Source organism: Aeromonas sp. PS2Canimalfood6, from assembly GCF_048276795.1.
Taxonomy (GTDB): domain Bacteria; phylum Pseudomonadota; class Gammaproteobacteria; order Enterobacterales; family Aeromonadaceae; genus Aeromonas; species Aeromonas caviae.
In genome coordinates this window covers 146053-163023 of record NZ_JBLUXC010000003.1, presented here as the reverse complement: position 1 = coordinate 163023, position 16971 = coordinate 146053, and the positions used below count along the sequence as shown (strand labels likewise).

Sequence of the window (16971 nt, the reverse complement as noted above, 5' to 3'; positions counted from 1 at the left end):
TCAGGCGCGATTCTCATCGTGGCGCGGAGAACATTCTCCATCAAGACGCCGGATAGATTTAAGCAAGCCAACCACAACACCCGAAATCAAGGTTGCAAAAAAGGGGGTGACCATAGATTTTCTTATGTGATGAGGAGAGACAGAACCATGCCTGACAGCTCCCCGATGGTGACGCCCGCCCAGCGCAAATGGCTGCCCTGGCTGACAGCGGTCGGTTTTTTCATGCAGACCCTGGATGGCACCATCCTCAACACTGCCCTGCCCAGCATGGCCGAGGCCCTGGGCGAGAGTCCGCTGCAGATGCAGTCCGTCATCATCGCCTACATGCTGACGGTGGCCCTGCTCATTCCCGCCTCCGGCTGGCTGGCGGACAGATTCGGCACCCGCCGGGTCTATCTGGTCGCCATCCTGCTGTTTACCCTGGGTTCCCTGGCCTGTGCCATCGCCAACACCCTGCCCATGCTGGTGATCGCCCGGGTGTTGCAAGGGGTCGGGGGGGCCTTGCTGATGCCCATCGGGCGTCTGGCGGTGCTGCGGGTCTACAGCAAACATGAGCTGCTGAGGGTGATGTCGTTCGTCACCATCCCCGGTCTGCTCGGCCCCCTCATCGGCCCGGCCCTGGGGGGCTGGCTGGTGGAGGTGGCGAGCTGGCACTGGGTCTTCCTCATCAACCTGCCGGTGGGCCTGCTCGGCTTCGTGGCGAGCTGGCACTTCATGCCCGACCTTCGCCAGCACACCGCCAGGTTTGACTGGCAGGGGTTTGTGCTGTTCAGTGTCGGCATGGTGCTGGTATCCGTCGGTCTGCAAGGCCTGGGGGAGCACAGCATCTCAACCGGCTGGGCCCTGTTTGCGGTATTGTTCGGTCTGGCCGCCATGGCGAGCTACTGGCTCTATGCCGCCACGGCGGAGCAGCCCCTGTTCAGTCTGGCGCTGTTCAAGACGTCCACCTTCGCCATCGGTATCTGGGGCAATCTGTTTGCCCGCCTCGGCAGCGGCGCCATGCCGTTTCTCACCCCGCTCTTCCTGCAACTGGGGCTCGGCTTCTCCCCGAGCAAGGCGGGGATGACCATGATCCCCACGGTGATCGGCGCCATGCTGACCAAGACGCTGGTGAACAAGCTCATTCCGCGCATCGGTTATCGCCGCATCCTGATCGGCAACACCCTGGCGCTCGGGGCCATGATCGCGAGCTTCTATTTCATCGACAACCAGGTGCCCCACGGCGTACTGCTGGTGTGGCTGGCGGTCTTTGGCGCCATCAACTCCCTGCAATTTTCCGCCATGAACACCCTGACCCTGCAGGATCTCAGCAGCGAGCACGCCAGCAGCGGCAACGGTCTGCTGTCGGTGGTGATGCAGCTCTCCATGAGCCTGGGGGTGGCCATCGCCGCCAGCCTGCTGGGACTCTTCTCCATCGGCCAGCCCGAGGAGAGTGGCCGCTGGCTGGAGGGGTTCCACCTCACCTATCTGTGCATCGGCCTGATGTCCATGCTGGCGGCGCTGATCTTCGCCCAGCTGGCGCGGGAAAAGCGCTGAGTCCCAGGCTCAGGGGGCGGGCAGGTAGCTCACGTCGCAGGGTAATCGGGCCAGCAGTCCGGCCAGGTGGGTGGTCTCCAGCAGGAAAGTCTGCTCGGGGTGGCCCGGCGTCCAGGTAAAGGCATGGTGATTCATGAGCACGGGATCCACCAGCAGGGGGATGTCGGCGCGTGGCAGGAAGGGGCAGACGGCTCCCGGCAGGCAGCCAATCTCGGTCTGCATCTCGTCAGCGGTGCAGATGGAGGGTTTGGCACCGAGCGCCGCCTTGACCGCCTTGCTGTCGAGCCGGCCGTCCCTGTGGGTCAGCAGCAGGGCGAAGCGACCATCCTTGAATTTGAGGAAAAGGGTCTTGCTGAACTCGGCCTGCCAGCCGAGGCGAGCCTTGACCCGCTCGTCGGTGGCGTAATCGAGGATGGGTTCGTGCTCGAAGCGCTGGTGGGGCAGGTCGGTGAGCAACTGACGGTTGAAGTCGTGAATGGCATCGAGTGGCATGGGGTTCTCCTGTGATGGCGGTCATCCTGCCACTTGCACCGGCGCAGGCCCAATCACCGTTTCTTATCCGTCATCAGCGGAGTCATCAACAAGGGCACCCGAGGGTGCCCTTGTCGTTCAGTGATGCTGCAATTCGCCCGCTTTCCAGTGGAAGGGAATGGGGTCAAGGCGCTGGGAGGCTTTGTCGTAACCTGCCCACAGCTCACCGATGGTGCGACCATCGATGGGATGGCGGAATGTGGGAGCCAGCTCCGCCAGCGGCCAGAGCACGAAGGCGTTGGTGAGGATCTCGCCGCGCGGCAGCACCAGCGGTGTCTCGCAGACCAGCTCGCCGTAGAGCAGCAGATCGAGATCCAGGGTGCGCGGGGCGAACTTCTTGGCATCCGGTTCGCGGCCGTGAGCGAACTCCATGGCGCGCAGCCGCTGGCACAGGGTCGCCAGGGGCAGCTCGGTATCGGCACCCACCACCAGGTTGTAGAAGGGGCGGCCGTTGAAGCCCACTGCCTCGCTCTCGAATACCCGGGAGACCTGCAACTCGCCGAATTCGGCGTGCAGGGCATCGAGGCCGGCGCGGATATGGCGTTCCCGTTCGATGTTGGATCCCAGACTGATATAGATGCGGGTCATCAGTTGGCGCTCGCAGCCGGCGTGCGATGGCGCAAGATCTCGACCCCGACGCCTGCCGCATTGGGCACGGCACCCGGTTTGGTCAGGGTCACCTTGACCCACTGTACCCGCTCGTCTTCCAGCACCAGGGCGGCGACCTGCTCGGCCATGGTCTCGACCAGCTCCACTATCTTGCCCTGGGCGTGATCACAGATCTTGCGAGAGAGGGTGGCGTAATCCAGCGCCAGATTGATATCGTCGGTTGCGGCGGCTGGGCGATTGTCAAACCCCATCTCGAGGTCGAAACAGAGCTTCTGGCGAATGCCCTTCTCCCACTCATATACCCCTATGGTGGTCAAAACCTCGAGTCCGCGAATAAACACCTTGTCCATGACAGTACTTCTTCTTTACTCTTGATGGGCTGTGAAAACAGCGCAGGGATGCAGGCCCGGCAAGCAGATTGCCGCTGGCGGCCGGTTTGGGCGACACGCTTTCGGGCAAGCCCGGGCCTGGGAATGTGGCCCGCATCATACCCCATTCATATCGTGGTAAAAACGACCAAGATGACGGCCCTGACGATTTTGATGATTATTCTGGCCTATCTGGGCGGTTCGCTGTCCAGTGCCGTGCTGGTTTCCCGCATCACGGGTCTGCCGGATCCCCGTGACCATGGTTCCCACAACCCGGGGGCGACCAATGTGTTGCGCCTCGGCGGCCGGATGGCGGCGCTGATCGTACTGCTTCTCGACGTCCTCAAGGGGATGACCCCCGTCTACCTCGCCTGGTATCTGCAGATCAAGCCCGTCTACCTCGGCTTTATCGGGGTGGCCGCCTGTCTGGGCCACATGTACCCCCTCTTCTTCCACTTCCGTGGCGGCAAGGGCGTCGCCACCGCCCTCGGTACCATGCTGCCCATCGGCTTTGCCATGGGGGGCGCCGTCATCACCACCTGGCTGCTGGTGCTGCTGGTGAGCGGCTATTCGTCACTGGCGTCCATCGTGACCGTGTTGCTGACTCCGCTCTTTACCTATCTGCTCAAACCGGAATACACGTTGCCGGTCTCCCTGCTCTCCTGTCTCATCCTGATCCGTCATCACGAGAACATTACCCGCCTGCTCAAGGGGGAGGAGTCCCGCCTCTGGGGGCGCCGGGGAGCGGTCCCGCCAGCAGAAGTGATGAAAATGGATGATGCTGCGCAAAAAAGAGACGAACGAGACGAAAAGTGAAATTTCCCGTTGACCACCTGCCCTAAAATCCGTTTAATAGCGCCCACGCCCAGATAGCTCAGTCGGTAGAGCAGGGGATTGAAAATCCCCGTGTCGGCGGTTCGATTCCGTCTCTGGGCACCATATTTTGGTGCCATGAAATAAAAACGTGTTCATGCACAATGGTTTGAAGTGTGCCGGCTTAGCTCAGTAGGTAGAGCAACTGACTTGTAATCAGTAGGTCACCAGTTCGATTCCGGTAGCCGGCACCATTTGCCCAGATAGCTCAGTCGGTAGAGCAGGGGATTGAAAATCCCCGTGTCGGCGGTTCGATTCCGTCTCTGGGCACCACGAATAATTCCTCCTTAGCTCAGTCGGTAGAGCGACGGACTGTTAATCCGCAGGTCGCTGGTTCGAGCCCAGCAGGAGGAGCCAAATAAAAAGCCCAGCAGCAATGCTGGGCTTTTTCTTTTCCCATTGTCCCCGTCCTGAATATGGCTTATACCTTCTTCCCCGAATAGATGGAGATCTCGATGGGACAAGGTGTGAAACGCACACAGCGCGATTACTCACTGAGGTTTAAATTGTCCCTGGTCGAGCAGATTGAAAAAGGTGAACTCACCTACCAGTAGACACAATTCCAATATGGCATTCAGGGCAATTCGACCATTCTGGTATGGTTGCATAAGCATGGTCTGCAGGGTTGGAGCCAGGGAGCATCGATTAGAGCTGGCAGGATCACATCATGCCTGATCCCGGCAACCAAATGTCTGAACAGCGTATCAAGGAGCTCGAGTAGCTGGCGCAGATGAGCCTGGAGGCTCAGTTCTTTGAAGGCGCCTCAATCGTAAAAAACGACCTGGTAAGCTCTCTCGCAGCGGTATGTCGAAAAGCTGACCATCTTCAGTGCTTGCTGGTTCCTCGGAATAAACCGTTAGGCTGACTACAATCGCAATCGGGTCGCCGACCTGCGTCATGCACAAGGGCAGCAGGTAGTGAGCTTTGTGCGCAAAGTTCACTACGGGTGGGCATCCACAAGTAGCATTATCTGCTGCAGGGCCAAGACGATGCTGGGCTGACGGTCTGGTGGGACAGACTGTTTAGGATATTGGCCGAGCACCGTCTGTTGGTGCAGCCCAAACGGGCCTATCACAAGACGCTCCACAGTTTTCAGCGTTTCTATCGCCATCCCAACTTGCTCAAACCCGGCCCGGTGAAAATCACTGCGGTGGCGCCAGGGCAGGTCTTGGTTGCCGACATCACTTACCTGCCGGCAAAGAGCGGGCCACTCTACCTGAGCCTGGTGACGGATGCCTGCTCGCGTAAGATAGCGGGGCATCACGTGCACGAAGGGATGCATGCTGAGTTGGTTGTGATGGCGCAGAGCACTGAAGCAACGGCGTGGCAGCGGGGAGTTTATCCATCACTCGGACGGCAGGGTGCAGTATTGCTCAGGCTTGAATCAGACGCTGTATGAACGGTACGGAGTACAGTACTCGATGACTGATGGGTATGACTGTTATCAGAATGCGCTGGCAGAGCGGGTGAACGGGATACTGAAAGGAGAGTTGCTGTAGCAAAGCCCGTAGGACCTGGTGTAGACGAGGAAGATGGTGCATAAGGTGGTGGGTAGTTATAACCTAGAATGATCGCATTAGGCCTCGCAATGCAGAATCCCCGATGCGGTACATCGGGTTCTGAGTGCCAGAAGTTAACTGAAAACATGTAAACGGACTTCAGGATTTCAGGCCCGCTCTTCGGTCAGGGGGCTGACACTCAGCACGGGGGCGGCATCGATGCCGTCGGCATTCATCATGGCGGAGATGCGTTGCAGGGATGAGAGCAACAACCCTTGCTCCCAGTTCTCCAGCGCCTGAAAACGTTGAATGAAACTCTCCTGCAAGGGGGTCGGAGCCTGGGCAAGCAGGGCGCGTCCCGAGTCAGTGAGCGTTGCATGCACCTTGCGTTTGTCGGTTTCGCTGCGAATGCGCTGTACCAGCTGGCGGCTCTCCAGCCGGTCCATGATGGTGGTGGCGGTGGCCTGGCTCATGTTGGTGTGATCCGCCAACTGGCGCATGGAGATCTGGCCAAGCTCGTCGATGCCCTTGAGCAGCAGGAGTTGAGGCGAGGTCAGGCCGGCCTCCTTGATCAAGCGTTTGGAGTGCATGTCGATGGCACGGATGATCTGGCGCAGGGCGATCAGCACTTCATCATGTTTTTCCATGGGGTCTGGGTCATCGCAGGGCTGTGGAGAGGCGCGAAATTCTCCGCCTAATCCATAACAAGGTCAATATGGTTTTTGATGTAATGGTTTTAGCTCTAATGAATATTGTGTTAGGTTATCGGACAATTGCCCCATTCCAACCCGATATTTGAGGAGTGAAATCATGCATGACGACCTGGATATCAAGTCCCTGGTTGCCGACCTGCGTGTGGTCAGAGTTCGCTATGAACTGCCGGACACCGCAGCATTTGTGCGTTATCAACCTGCCTATGACGAGGACCCCAACAACCTCAAGGTACACCACTACGATGGTGAGCTGCCGCTCTCTTGCAGCAACACAGGTTCTTTCAGTCTAAAGGAGTTGGTCAATGAGCTGCGCTATGCCTATGTGCTGGTTCACCTCTTCCCCGACGAGAGTGCCATGAACTTTTATCTGGCGGGTCTGGACAATGGGCTGGCACAGCTGGAGTTCATCGGTGGCTCCTATGACTTCAACCGCCTCTGGATCACCAGCGGTGTCTCCAATCTGGGGGTGCCCATGGCTATCTTCCTCGGCAAACGCCACGCAGTGAACGGCCAGCCGTCGGTGACCCTGGTGGATCACCGTGAGCAGGTGGCAGGTCGTCTGGCCTATCGCGCCATCGGCGGTGCCGGCGATCACGTGGGTGAAGACTTTTTCAACAACGACTAAGGAGGCCCGATGCGAGCAACCAAAGGGCTTTTGAAAGGCCTCAATCCCACCATGGCCATGACGGCCCTGACCGTCGTGACCCTCTTCCTGCTGTTCGGCGTCTTTGATCCGGATACCGCAGGCACCTGGTTTACCGGGGCCAAGGACACCATCATTGCTGGCTTCAAGTGGTATTACATCCTGGTGGTCGCCCTGTTCCTGTTCTTCGCCGTCTACCTGATGTTCAGCCGCTTTGGCAGCATCCGGCTGGGCGACGACGACCAGGTACCGGAGTTTGGCTACTTTGCCTGGTTTTCCATGCTGTTCAGCGCAGGCATGGGCATAGGCCTGGTGTTCTGGAGTATCGCCGAGCCCATGTATCACCTGCAGGGCAACCCCTTCATCACCGAAGGTATGACGCCGGAAGCGGCCCAGATCGCCATGCGCCTCACCTTCTTCCACTGGGGTCTGCACCCCTGGGCCATCTATGTGATCGTCGGCCTGTCGCTGGCCTTCTTCAGCTACCGGCGCAAGTTGCCGCTGGCCATCCGCTCCGTGCTCTACCCCATTCTTGGCGATCGCATCTACGGCTTCTGGGGCCATGCCGCCGACGTGCTGGCGGTGTTCGGTACCGTGTTCGGGGTGGCGACCTCCCTTGGGCTGGGAGTTTCCCAGATGAACACCGGCCTCAATCAGATGTTCGGCATGGGCGTGTCACAAGCGAACCAGCTCTGGCTCATCGGTGGCATCAGCCTGATTGCCACCCTGTCGGCCATCTCCGGCGTCGGGCGCGGGGTGAAGATCCTCTCCGAACTCAATATCTGGTTGAGCGTGTTCGTGCTGGGCCTCTTCCTGGTGCTGGGGCCGACCACCTACATACTCAACGCCTATGTGCAGAACATCGGTGATTACCTGCAGAACATCGTCAAGCTGAGCTTCTGGACCAATACCGAAGCCAACGGTACCTCGGCCTGGCAGTCTAGCTGGACCGCATTTTACTGGGGCTGGTGGATCGCGTGGGCACCCTTTGTCGGCATGTTCATCGCCCGCATCTCCAAGGGCCGCACGATTCGTGAATTCGTGCTCGGTGTTCTGCTGGTGCCCTCCCTGCTCGGCATGTTCTGGCTCACCGTGTTCGGCGGGACTGCCATGAACCTGGAGCTGTTCGGTGGCGGCGGCGTAGTGGAAGCGGTCAATCAGGATGTCACCATGGCGCTCTACAAGACGGTGGAACTGCTGCACTGGGAGACCTTCGGCTGGATTGCCAAGGGGGTGCTGACCCTGCTTATCTGCACCTACTTCATCACCTCCAGCGACTCGGGCACGCTCGTGATTACGACGCTGCTCTCCATCGGCGACCAGGATCCCCCCGTGCTGCACCGTGCCATCTGGGGACTGGGGCAGGGGCTGGTCGCGGCCATTCTGCTGGTCTCCGGCGGGCTTGCCGCCCTGCAGGCCGCCAGCATCATCGCCGCGCTGCCCTTCTCGGTCATCATGCTGGCCATGTGCTACTCCCTGATGCAGGGGCTCAAACAGGAGAGCCAGCACCAGTTCGAATACAGGCAGAAGCTCAAGCGCCATCCGGGGTCGGTCAATCTGAGCCTGATGGATCGCATCGGTCCGGGCTGATGACAGGTTCGGTCAAACGAAAGGGGAACCTCGCGGTTCCCCTTTTTCATGCCTGTTCGGCGGTCGGTAGCTACAGCATCTGCTTGAGTCGATAGAGCAGGTCAAGGGCCTGGCGCGGGGTCAGCTCGTCCGGGCGAACTGCTGCCAGCTCCTCCACCACAGGATGGGGTTGCGGGGCGAGAGTTACCGGAGCCGGACGGCTTTCGCCGGCGGCCACCGGAGTGGCACTCTCCAGCTCGTGCAGTTTGTGGCGGGCCTGGTGGATCACCGATTTCGGCACCCCGGCCAGCGCCGCTACCTGCAGGCCGTAGGATCGGCTGGCCGCACCTTCCTGCACCGCGTGCATGAAGGCGATGGTGTCGCCGTGCTCCACCGCATCCAGGTGGACGTTGGCCAGCCCACTCATCAGCTCGGGCAGGCGGGTCAGCTCGAAGTAGTGAGTGGCGAACAGGGTGTAGGCGCCAATCTTGCTCGCCAGCTGCTCGGCGCAGGCCCAGGCCAGGGAGAGGCCGTCGTAGGTGCTGGTGCCGCGGCCAATCTCGTCCATCAGCACCAGACTGCGGGCGGTGGCGTTGTTGAGGATATTGGCGGTTTCGGTCATCTCCACCATAAAGGTGGAGCGGCCGGAGGCGAGATCATCCGACGCCCCGATGCGGGTGAAGATGCGGTCGATGGGGCCGATGCGGGCGCTGTCGGCGGGCACGAAGGCGCCGATATGGGCCAGCAGCACGATCAGCGCAGTCTGGCGCATGTAGGTGGACTTACCGCCCATATTGGGGCCGGTGATGATCAGCATCCGCCGCTCCCGCTCCAGCCGGATGGGGTTGGCGATAAAGGGGTCGGTCATCACCTGCTCCACCACCGGATGGCGGCCCGCCTCGATGAGGATCTGATCTTCGTCGATGAGGGTGGGGCAGCGATAGTCGAGGGTCTCTGCCCGCTCCGCCAGGTTGGCCAGTACGTCCAGCTCCGCCAGTGCGGCAGCAGACTCCTGCAGATCGCCGAGGTGGGGCAGCAGGGCGTCGAGCAGCTCTTCGTAGAGACGTTTTTCCAGCGCCAGCGCCTGGGCCTGGGCGGTGAGCACTTTGTCCTCGTACTTCTTCAGCTCATCGATGATGTAGCGCTCGTTGTTTTTCAGCGTCTGGCGGCGGATGTAGTGAGCCGGCACCAGGTGGCTGTTGGCACGGCTCACCTCGATATAGAAGCCGTGCACCTTGTTGTAGCCCACCTTGAGAGTGTTGATGCCGGTGAGCGCCTTCTCCCGTTCCTCGATGCGGGCCAGGCTGGCGGTGGCGCCGTTGGCCAGATCCCGCAGCTCGTCCAGCTCCTGATTGAACCCTTCACGGATGACGCCGCCATCGCGGATGAGCACCGGCGGCACCTCCATCACGGCACGCTCCAGCAGGTCGAACAGTTCGGGGAAGGTGCTCGCCCGCTCGCGCAGTTGCTGCACCGCCTCGTGCTCGCTCTCCGCCAGCAGCCGCTGCAACTCGGGCAGCTGAGCGAAAGCCTGCCGCAACCGGGTCAGATCGCGCGGGCGGGCACTGCGCAGGGCGAGACGCGCCAGCACCCGCTCCACGTCACCGACCTGGCGCAGCAATCCGCCCAACTCGTCATAGAGGTTCTGCTCGATGAGCTCCTTGATGGTGCTCTGGCGACCTTTGAGGATCACCCGGTCGCGGATCGGCTGATGGATCCAGCGCTTGAGCAGCCGGCTGCCCATCGGCGTGGCGGTGCAATCGAGCACGGCGGAGAGGGTGTTGTCGTGGCCGCCAGCCAGATTCTGGGTCAGCTCCAGATTGCGGCGGGTGGCGGCATCCATGATGACCGCATGATCGGGCTGCTCCAGGCGCACGCTGCGAATGTGGGGCAGGGCGGTGCGCTGGGTGTCTTTCACGTACTGCATCAGGCAGCCGGCGGCGCACAGGGCGGTCTCGCTCTGCTCGACCCCAAAGCCCACCAGATCCTGGGTGCCGAACTGCTGGCACAAGAGCTTGCGGGCGGTGCCGAGCTCGAACTCCCACTCCGGGCGGCGACGCAGACCGCGGCGACCCTCGACATGGTGCAGGAAGGCGAACGATTCGGGGTAGAGCAGCTCCGCCGGATTGGTGCGTTGCAGCTCCGCCAGCAGGGTCTCTTCTTTCTCGAACTGGTTGATGAAGAAGCGACCGGAGCCGATGTCCATGGTGCCGTAACCGAAGCGGCGGCCATCGTGGTAGACGGCGGCGATCAGGTTGTCCTGCCGTTCGCTGAGCAGCGCCTCGTCGGAGACGGTACCCGGGGTGATGATGCGAATGACCTTGCGCTCCACGGGCCCCTTGCTGGTGGCGGGATCCCCCACCTGCTCGCAGATGGCGGCCGATTCGCCGAGCTGTACCAGCTTGGCGAGATACCCCTCGATGGCGTGATAGGGCACCCCGGCCATCGGGATGGGGCTGCCGGCCGACTGGCCGCGCTTGGTCAGGGAGATGTCGAGCAGCTGGGAGGCCTTGCGGGCGTCGTCGTAGAAGAGCTCGTAGAAGTCACCCATGCGATAGAACAGCAGGATCTCCGGGTTTTCGGCCTTGAGAGTCAGATACTGCTGCATCATGGGGGTGTGGGCGCTCAAGTTGGCGCCTGGCGCTTGGTATTGTGCTGTCATGTGCTATTCCAGAAGGTGCTCTTGCGGGCAAACGTCTGCCGTCATGGGTCTGAATCTGGGGGCCATTCTACATGCTCGAGGCAAGATGGTGAGGAGGAATCTCCGTCTTGGGGGCAAAGCCGGCATCCCGTCGCGGATCTGTGCATCCGGATGATGCTGACCAGAGTGGCCTGGGGGGAGCCTGGCCGAAAAGAGGCATGGGGGAGGAGAAATAGCATCCCCGCACGGATGCGGGGATGGGAGAGACGGGGAGAGTGTCGCCCTTAGTACATGGCCTCGCCGCCACTCAGCATCTCGTGCAGCTTGGCTTTCTGCTCGGGCGTCAGCACCCGGCTCACCTCGAAGAGGTAGTGGGCGCGATGGTAGCGGGCCTCGGCCTGTACGTCGCTGATGGTCTGCAACTGCTTTCTCGCCGCCACTTCATCCCATTTGCCGGACTTGATCATGTTGACGATGACGTCCTGGCCGATGGCATCGAGCTTGATTGAGCCCAGCTCCCTGGTGGCCTGCTCGCGCAGCCCCTTGATCTGCTCCACCTGGGCGCTGGAGAGGTTCAGCTCCTGGGCCAGGGAGGTCTCGCTCTGCAGCTCGGCGGTGCCCTCGGTGGCAAAGGCATGGGTGGCGATACACATTGCGAGGGCTGTCATGGCGACGTTGAACGGATGCATCATCCGGCTTTCTCCTTGGTCTGATGGGATGGAAACCGCATGCATGGCGGTGTTGGAACATGATAACGAGCAGCCATGTACTGGAGCTTAAGCGACGACAACTTGCTGACGCAGTGGCCCCGGGGTCGGTTGCCCGAGGAGCGGGGCAACTGCATAATGAGCGCCATATTTCGCCTGGAAGAGGCCGGAAGAGGACGCGATGATGGGACTTGAAGCAGAGATCTCCCGCTTATCCCGGGAATTGGGCGAGGCACTGCTGGCCAGAGGCTGGCTGGCCGCCACGGCGGAATCCTGCACCGGCGGCGGGGTTGCCACTGCCATCACGGATACTGCCGGCAGCTCTGCCTGGTTCGATCGCGGTTTCGTGACCTACACCAACGAAGCCAAACAGCAGATGCTCGGCGTCAGCATCGACAGCCTGTTGCGCCACGGCGCCGTCAGCGAACCCGTGGTGCTGGAGATGACCCGGGGCTGCCTGGCCCGCTCCGATGCGGGTATCTGCGTGGCCATCAGCGGTATCGCCGGGCCTGGTGGTGGCAGCGAGGAGAAACCGGTCGGCACTGTCTGGTTTGCCTGGGCAGATCGTACCGGTCGTCACCACTCCCTGCTTGCCCGTTTCGATGGGGATCGCCATCAGGTGCGCCAGCAGGCGGTCAGACAGGCCTTGTCCGGACTCCTGGCACTGCTCAAATAAATTGGGCTTGATACTGTATGCATAAACAGTATACTTAGCCCAACTTCACTTCTTACTCACGATTCCCAGCGGAGATTGGCATGGATCAGAACAAACAGAAGGCACTGGCGGCTGCGCTGGGCCAGATCGAAAAGCAGTTTGGCAAAGGCTCCATCATGCGTCTGGGCGACAGCAAGACCATGGATATCGAAGCCATCTCCACCGGCTCTCTCTCTCTGGACGTGGCGCTGGGGATCGGTGGTCTGCCGTGCGGTCGTATCGTCGAGATCTACGGTCCGGAATCCTCCGGTAAAACTACGCTGACCCTGCAGGTGATCGCCGAAGCCCAGAAGAAGGGCAAGACCTGTGCCTTCGTCGATGCGGAGCACGCACTGGATCCTATCTATGCCGCCAAGCTGGGCGTCAACGTTGACGACCTGCTCATCTCCCAGCCGGATACCGGTGAACAGGCACTGGAGATTTGCGACATGCTGGTGCGCTCCAATGCCGTCGACGTCATCATCGTCGACTCCGTGGCGGCCCTGACCCCGAAAGCGGAAATCGAAGGCGAAATGGGTGACTCCCATGTCGGCCTGCAGGCTCGTCTGATGTCCCAGGCGCTGCGTAAATTGACCGCCAACATCAAGAACGCCAACTGCCTGTGCATCTTCATCAACCAGATCCGGATGAAGATTGGTGTCATGTTCGGCAGCCCGGAGACCACCACCGGTGGTAACGCTCTGAAGTTTTACGCCTCCGTGCGCCTGGACATCCGTCGTACCGGCGCCATCAAGGAAGGGGACGAGGTGGTCGGCAACGAAACCCGCGTCAAGGTCGTCAAGAACAAGGTGGCGCCACCCTTCAAGCAGGCTGAGTTCCAGATCTTCTATGGTGCCGGTATCTCCAAGGAGGGCGAGCTGGTGGATCTCGGCGTCAAGCACAAGCTGATCGACAAGGCGGGGGCCTGGTACAGCTACAACGGCGAAAAGATCGGCCAGGGCAAAGCCAACGTGATGAAGCTCTTCTCCGAAAACAAGGCACTGGCTGCCGAGGTGGAAGTGAAGCTGCGCGAGCTGCTGCTCTCCGGCGCTGCGCCGGTGGAAGAGAAGGCCACGGCTGCAGAATACGACGAGTTTGAAGCCGAAAACGAACAAGAGTTCGAATAAGGAATGAGGAAAGGCCGGGTTGATACCCGGCCTTGTTGTTTATGGTGGATGAATCAGTGAACGAAACGGGCGAGCCCGTCGAATTGACCTTTGAAGAGCTGGTCGCCGCCGCCCGCGCCTTTGCCATGCGCAGTCTTGCTCGCCGCGAAAGTGCGGAGTCCGAGCTGGCCAGACGCCTGCGTCAGAAGGGATTCGAGGAGGAGGTGGTCGCCGTTGTACTCGACCATTGCCGTGGCTATGGCTGGGTCAATGACGATCGTTACGGTGCCATGGCGGTGCGTGCTGGTGCGGCCAAAGGCCATGGTCCGCTCAGGATCCGCTTCGACCTGCGCCGCAAGGGGCTGGAAGACACCCAGATCGAGGCGGCCCTGGATCAACCCGAGCTTGATTGGTTCGAACTGGCGCTTGCGTTGTTGTCGCGTCGGGCAAAGGCGACCGACCTTGCCGACTTCAAACTGCGCATGAAGTGGCTCAAATATCTGATGGGGCGTGGTTTTACCCAGGAACAAGCCCGTTACGCCCTCTCAGCCATGCAAGGTGAGCAATAGTGGCGCGCCGAGGTTGAACATCTATAGCAACTGGTGTGCGGTGCGGCTGGTGGGGAATATCAGCCCTTCGCCGGGTCTGTCGATGGCGGCCCTGTGGTCGAGCGAGGCATCCCGAAGCTCCCCTGTTGTGACGTCCTTGCGGGTGCTGCTGCCAAACGCTGGCCCCTTGGGGGCTATTTCACCCGTCAAGGGTCCCCACGTTTTACTTTACCCTGCAGAAAACTTACATTAATGCGGTTAAAAGTCCGTATTCGAATCAAGCAGGATTTTCCATGTACATGTCCACGTCAGAGATTCGCGCTGCGTTTCTCGAGTATTTCCGCACCCAGGGACACCAGGTTGTCTCTTCCAGCTCGCTGGTACCGCACAACGATCCGACCCTGCTGTTCACCAACGCAGGGATGAACCAGTTCAAGGACGTGTTCCTTGGCGCCGACAAGCGTGCCTATCACCGTGCCACCACGGCCCAGCGTTGCGTGCGGGCTGGCGGCAAGCACAATGACCTGGAAAACGTCGGCTATACCGCCCGTCACCATACCTTCTTCGAGATGCTGGGCAACTTCAGCTTCGGTGACTACTTCAAACAGGACGCCATCCGGTTTGCATGGGAATTCCTGACCGGTACCCTCAAGCTGCCCAAAGAGCGCCTGCTGGTGACCGTCTACGCGACTGATGACGAAGCCTTCGACATCTGGGAAAAAGAGGTCGGCGTGCCGGCCGATCGCATCGTGCGCATCGGTGACAACAAGGGTGCTCCTTATGCATCCGACAACTTCTGGGCCATGGGCGATACCGGCCCATGCGGTCCCTGCACCGAGATCTTCTACGACCACGGCGATCACATCTGGGGTGGCCCTCCCGGTTCACCGGACGAGGATGGCGACCGCTTCATCGAGATTTGGAACGTGGTCTTCATGCAGTTCAACCGTCAGGCTGACGGCACCATGGAGCCGCTGCCCCGTCCGTCCGTGGATACCGGCATGGGTCTGGAGCGTATCTCCGCCATCATGCAGGGGGTGCACTCCAACTATGAGATCGACATCTTCCAGGCGTTGATCAAGAAGGCGGCCGAGATTGTCGGCACCACGGATCTGAGCAACCAGTCCCTGCGCGTCATCGCGGACCACATCCGTTCCTGCGCCTTCCTGGTGGCTGACGGTGTCATGCCCTCCAATGAAGGTCGCGGCTACGTGCTGCGCCGCATCATCCGCCGCGCCGTGCGTCACGGCCGCAAGCTGGGTGCTACCGACGTCTTCTTCTACAAGCTGGCTGCCGAGCTGGCCGTGCAGATGAAGGATGTGGCGGCGGAACTGATCGCCCAGCTGCCGCTGGTCGAGCGAGTGTTGCGCATCGAGGAGGAGCAGTTCGTCCGCACGCTGGACAGAGGTCTGCTGCTGCTGGAAGACGCCCTGGCCAACCTCGGTGATGCCAAGGTGATCCCGGGTGAAGTGGTGTTCAAGCTCTATGACACTTACGGCTTCCCGGCCGACCTGACCGCCGATGTGGTGCGCGAGCGCGAGATCGGCATCGACGAAGAGGGCTTCAAGGCCGAGATGGAGAAGCAGCGCGCCCGCGCGAAAGAGGCTTCCAGTTTCGGCGTGAACTACAACGACGTGCTGAAGCTCGATTTCGAGACCCCCTTTACCGGTTACAAACAGCTGAGCCAGAACACTCAGGTGGTCGGTATCTACAAGGATGGTGTCGAGGTCAATGGCCTCATCGCTGGTGAAGAGGCCGTGATCGTGCTGGCGGAGACCCCCTTCTATGCGGAGTCCGGCGGTCAGGTGGGTGACAGCGGCATCCTCAAGGTGGATGACGGCATCTTCGCCGTCACCGACACCCAGAAAGCGGGCAAGGCGATCATCCACAAGGGCTATCTGGAACTGGGTACCCTGGAGAAGGGAGCCGAGGTCGAGGCCGTGGTCGATGGCGACCGTCGTCAGGCCATCGCCCTTAACCACTCCGTGACTCACCTGCTGCACGCGGCCTTGCGCCAGGCGCTGGGTGAGCACGTGACCCAGAAAGGATCCCTGGTGGGCGCCGAGCGCATGCGCTTCGACTTCTCCCACTTCGAAGGGCTGACCATGGCGACCATTCGCCGGATCGAGGAGCTCGTCAACGCCCAGATCCGTGCCAACCACGAGGTGGCCACCCAGCTGATGGGGCTGGAAGAGGCCAAGTCAGCCGGTGCCATGGCGCTGTTTGGCGAGAAATATGAAGACGATGTGCGTGTGGTACGCATGGGCGACTACTCCACCGAGCTGTGCGGCGGTACTCACGCCAAGCGCACCGGTGACATCGGCTTCTTCAAGATCATTGCCGAGAGCGGCATCGCGGCTGGCGTGCGTCGTATCGAAGCGGTCACCGGCAAGAGCGCCATCGATCTGATGCACCAGCTGGGTGAACAGATCGAAGAGGCCGCCGCGCTGGTGAAGGGCGATCAGTTCTCCATCGCCGACAAGGTGCGCCAGGTACTGGACAAGGCCAAGATGATGGAGCGCGAGCTGGAACAGCTCAAGGCCAAGCTGGCGGCGCAGGCGGGTAACGACCTGCTGAGCCAGGTCATCGACATCAATGGCCAGAAGGTACTGGTTGCCGCCCTGGAAGGGGTCGACCCCAAATCCCTGCGCGGCATGCTGGACGAGCTGAAGAACCAGATGAAATCCGGTGTCGTGCTGTTGGCAACCAGCAGTGATGGCAAGGTCAACCTGATCGCGGGCGTGACCAATGACCTGACCAGCAAGGTCAAGGCCGGTGAGCTGGTCAATCTGGTGGCCCAGCAGGTGGGTGGCAAGGGCGGTGGTCGTCCCGACATGGCACAGGCGGGTGGTACCCAGCCTGAGGCGGTGCCAGCGGCGCTGCAATCCGTTCACTCCTGGCTGGAAGAGCGCCTGTAAGCGGGCGAGGTGATCT

The 16971-nt window shown here is 60.9% G+C and carries 15 protein-coding genes, 4 tRNA genes and 1 pseudogene; 13 read left to right on the top strand and 7 right to left on the bottom strand.

All coding sequences use genetic code 11. The features are described 5' to 3' along the window. Window positions 1–147 precede the first annotated feature (147 nt). Window positions 148–1536, top strand: a complete 1389-nt coding sequence (mdtD, locus tag ACNPAA_RS02830) for a multidrug transporter subunit MdtD (RefSeq protein ID WP_010675801.1) — start codon at window positions 148–150, stop codon at window positions 1534–1536. Window positions 1537–1545: 9 nt separating this feature from the next. On the opposite strand, the gene ACNPAA_RS02825 is transcribed toward mdtD, so the two are convergent. The 3 genes from ACNPAA_RS02825 to folB form a co-directional block, all read right to left on the bottom strand. Beyond that, the gene (locus ACNPAA_RS02825) at window positions 1546–2028 is read right to left on the bottom strand and encodes a YbaK/EbsC family protein (protein WP_042864868.1); all 483 of its coding nucleotides are present in this window, start codon (window positions 2026–2028) and stop codon (window positions 1546–1548) included. 117 nt (window positions 2029–2145) lie between these two features. Next, window positions 2146–2655: a 2-amino-4-hydroxy-6-hydroxymethyldihydropteridine diphosphokinase gene (folK, locus tag ACNPAA_RS02820; RefSeq protein WP_041211771.1), complete on the bottom strand. Its 510-nt coding sequence runs from the start codon at window positions 2653–2655 to the stop codon at window positions 2146–2148. Beyond that, window positions 2655–3026, bottom strand: a complete 372-nt coding sequence (gene folB / locus ACNPAA_RS02815; protein WP_010675798.1) for a dihydroneopterin aldolase — start codon at window positions 3024–3026, stop codon at window positions 2655–2657. Before folB ends, folK begins: the two co-directional genes overlap by 1 nt. Before the next feature lie 171 nt (window positions 3027–3197). Here folB and plsY point away from each other — a divergent pair, with 171 nt between their 5' ends. The 6 genes and pseudogenes from plsY to ACNPAA_RS02785 form a co-directional block, all read left to right on the top strand. Continuing rightward, a complete protein-coding gene (plsY, locus tag ACNPAA_RS02810; RefSeq protein ID WP_052815398.1) occupies window positions 3198–3860 on the top strand; it encodes a glycerol-3-phosphate 1-O-acyltransferase PlsY in 663 nt (220 codons plus the stop codon). Between the two features lie 47 nt (window positions 3861–3907). Then, window positions 3908–3983, top strand: a tRNA-Phe gene (locus ACNPAA_RS02805). A gap of 52 nt (window positions 3984–4035) precedes the next feature. Further along, window positions 4036–4111 (top strand) — tRNA-Thr (locus ACNPAA_RS02800). 3 nt (window positions 4112–4114) lie between these two features. Next, a tRNA-Phe gene (locus ACNPAA_RS02795) sits at window positions 4115–4190 on the top strand. An 8-nt stretch (window positions 4191–4198) separates the two neighbouring features. Continuing rightward, window positions 4199–4274, top strand: a tRNA-Asn gene (locus tag ACNPAA_RS02790). A 98-nt stretch (window positions 4275–4372) separates the two neighbouring features. Then, a pseudogene (locus tag ACNPAA_RS02785) lies at window positions 4373–5413 on the top strand (IS3 family transposase); the annotation flags it as partial. A gap of 170 nt (window positions 5414–5583) precedes the next feature. On the opposite strand, the gene ACNPAA_RS02780 reads toward ACNPAA_RS02785, so the two are convergent. Then, window positions 5584–6063 carry a MarR family winged helix-turn-helix transcriptional regulator gene (locus ACNPAA_RS02780; RefSeq protein WP_113978659.1) on the bottom strand — a complete coding sequence of 160 codons (480 nt, stop codon included), beginning with the start codon at window positions 6061–6063 and terminating at the stop codon, window positions 5584–5586. Between the two features lie 163 nt (window positions 6064–6226). On the opposite strand from ACNPAA_RS02780, the gene ACNPAA_RS02775 reads away from it, so the two are divergent. Together ACNPAA_RS02775 and ACNPAA_RS02770 are read left to right on the top strand one after the other, a co-directional pair. Continuing rightward, window positions 6227–6754 carry a hypothetical protein gene (locus tag ACNPAA_RS02775; protein ID WP_010672814.1) on the top strand — a complete coding sequence of 176 codons (528 nt, stop codon included), beginning with the start codon at window positions 6227–6229 and terminating at the stop codon, window positions 6752–6754. Window positions 6755–6763: 9 nt separating this feature from the next. Then, on the top strand, window positions 6764–8362 hold the full coding sequence (locus tag ACNPAA_RS02770; RefSeq protein ID WP_049636524.1) for a BCCT family transporter: 1599 nt from the start codon (window positions 6764–6766) through the stop codon (window positions 8360–8362). 70 nt (window positions 8363–8432) lie between these two features. Here the strand turns inward: ACNPAA_RS02770 and mutS are convergent, their stop codons facing one another. After that, a complete protein-coding gene (gene mutS, locus ACNPAA_RS02765) occupies window positions 8433–11003 on the bottom strand; it encodes a DNA mismatch repair protein MutS (RefSeq protein ID WP_029313643.1) in 2571 nt (856 codons plus the stop codon). Window positions 11004–11266: 263 nt separating this feature from the next. Further along, complete coding sequence (locus ACNPAA_RS02760) at window positions 11267–11674, bottom strand: Spy/CpxP family protein refolding chaperone (RefSeq protein ID WP_417891577.1); 408 nt, start codon at window positions 11672–11674, stop codon at window positions 11267–11269. Window positions 11675–11873: 199 nt separating this feature from the next. On the opposite strand from ACNPAA_RS02760, the gene pncC reads away from it, so the two are divergent. From pncC to ACNPAA_RS02745, 3 genes are all read left to right on the top strand, one after another. After that, window positions 11874–12365, top strand: a complete 492-nt coding sequence (gene pncC / locus ACNPAA_RS02755) for a nicotinamide-nucleotide amidase (RefSeq protein WP_029313644.1) — start codon at window positions 11874–11876, stop codon at window positions 12363–12365. An 80-nt stretch (window positions 12366–12445) separates the two neighbouring features. Continuing rightward, a complete protein-coding gene (gene recA, locus ACNPAA_RS02750) occupies window positions 12446–13510 on the top strand; it encodes a recombinase RecA (RefSeq protein ID WP_010672819.1) in 1065 nt (354 codons plus the stop codon). A 41-nt stretch (window positions 13511–13551) separates the two neighbouring features. Then, entirely contained in the window at window positions 13552–14058 is a 507-nt protein-coding gene (locus ACNPAA_RS02745) for a regulatory protein RecX (protein ID WP_103858832.1), read from the top strand. Between the two features lie 21 nt (window positions 14059–14079). Here ACNPAA_RS02745 and ACNPAA_RS02740 read toward each other — a convergent pair whose 3' ends face one another. Further along, on the bottom strand, window positions 14080–14247 hold the full coding sequence (locus ACNPAA_RS02740) for a hypothetical protein (protein WP_154670440.1): 168 nt from the start codon (window positions 14245–14247) through the stop codon (window positions 14080–14082). An 83-nt stretch (window positions 14248–14330) separates the two neighbouring features. Here ACNPAA_RS02740 and alaS point away from each other — a divergent pair, with 83 nt between their 5' ends. Continuing rightward, entirely contained in the window at window positions 14331–16955 is a 2625-nt protein-coding gene (alaS, locus tag ACNPAA_RS02735; protein WP_279967941.1) for an alanine--tRNA ligase, read from the top strand. The last annotated feature ends 16 nt before the right edge of the window (window positions 16956–16971 follow it).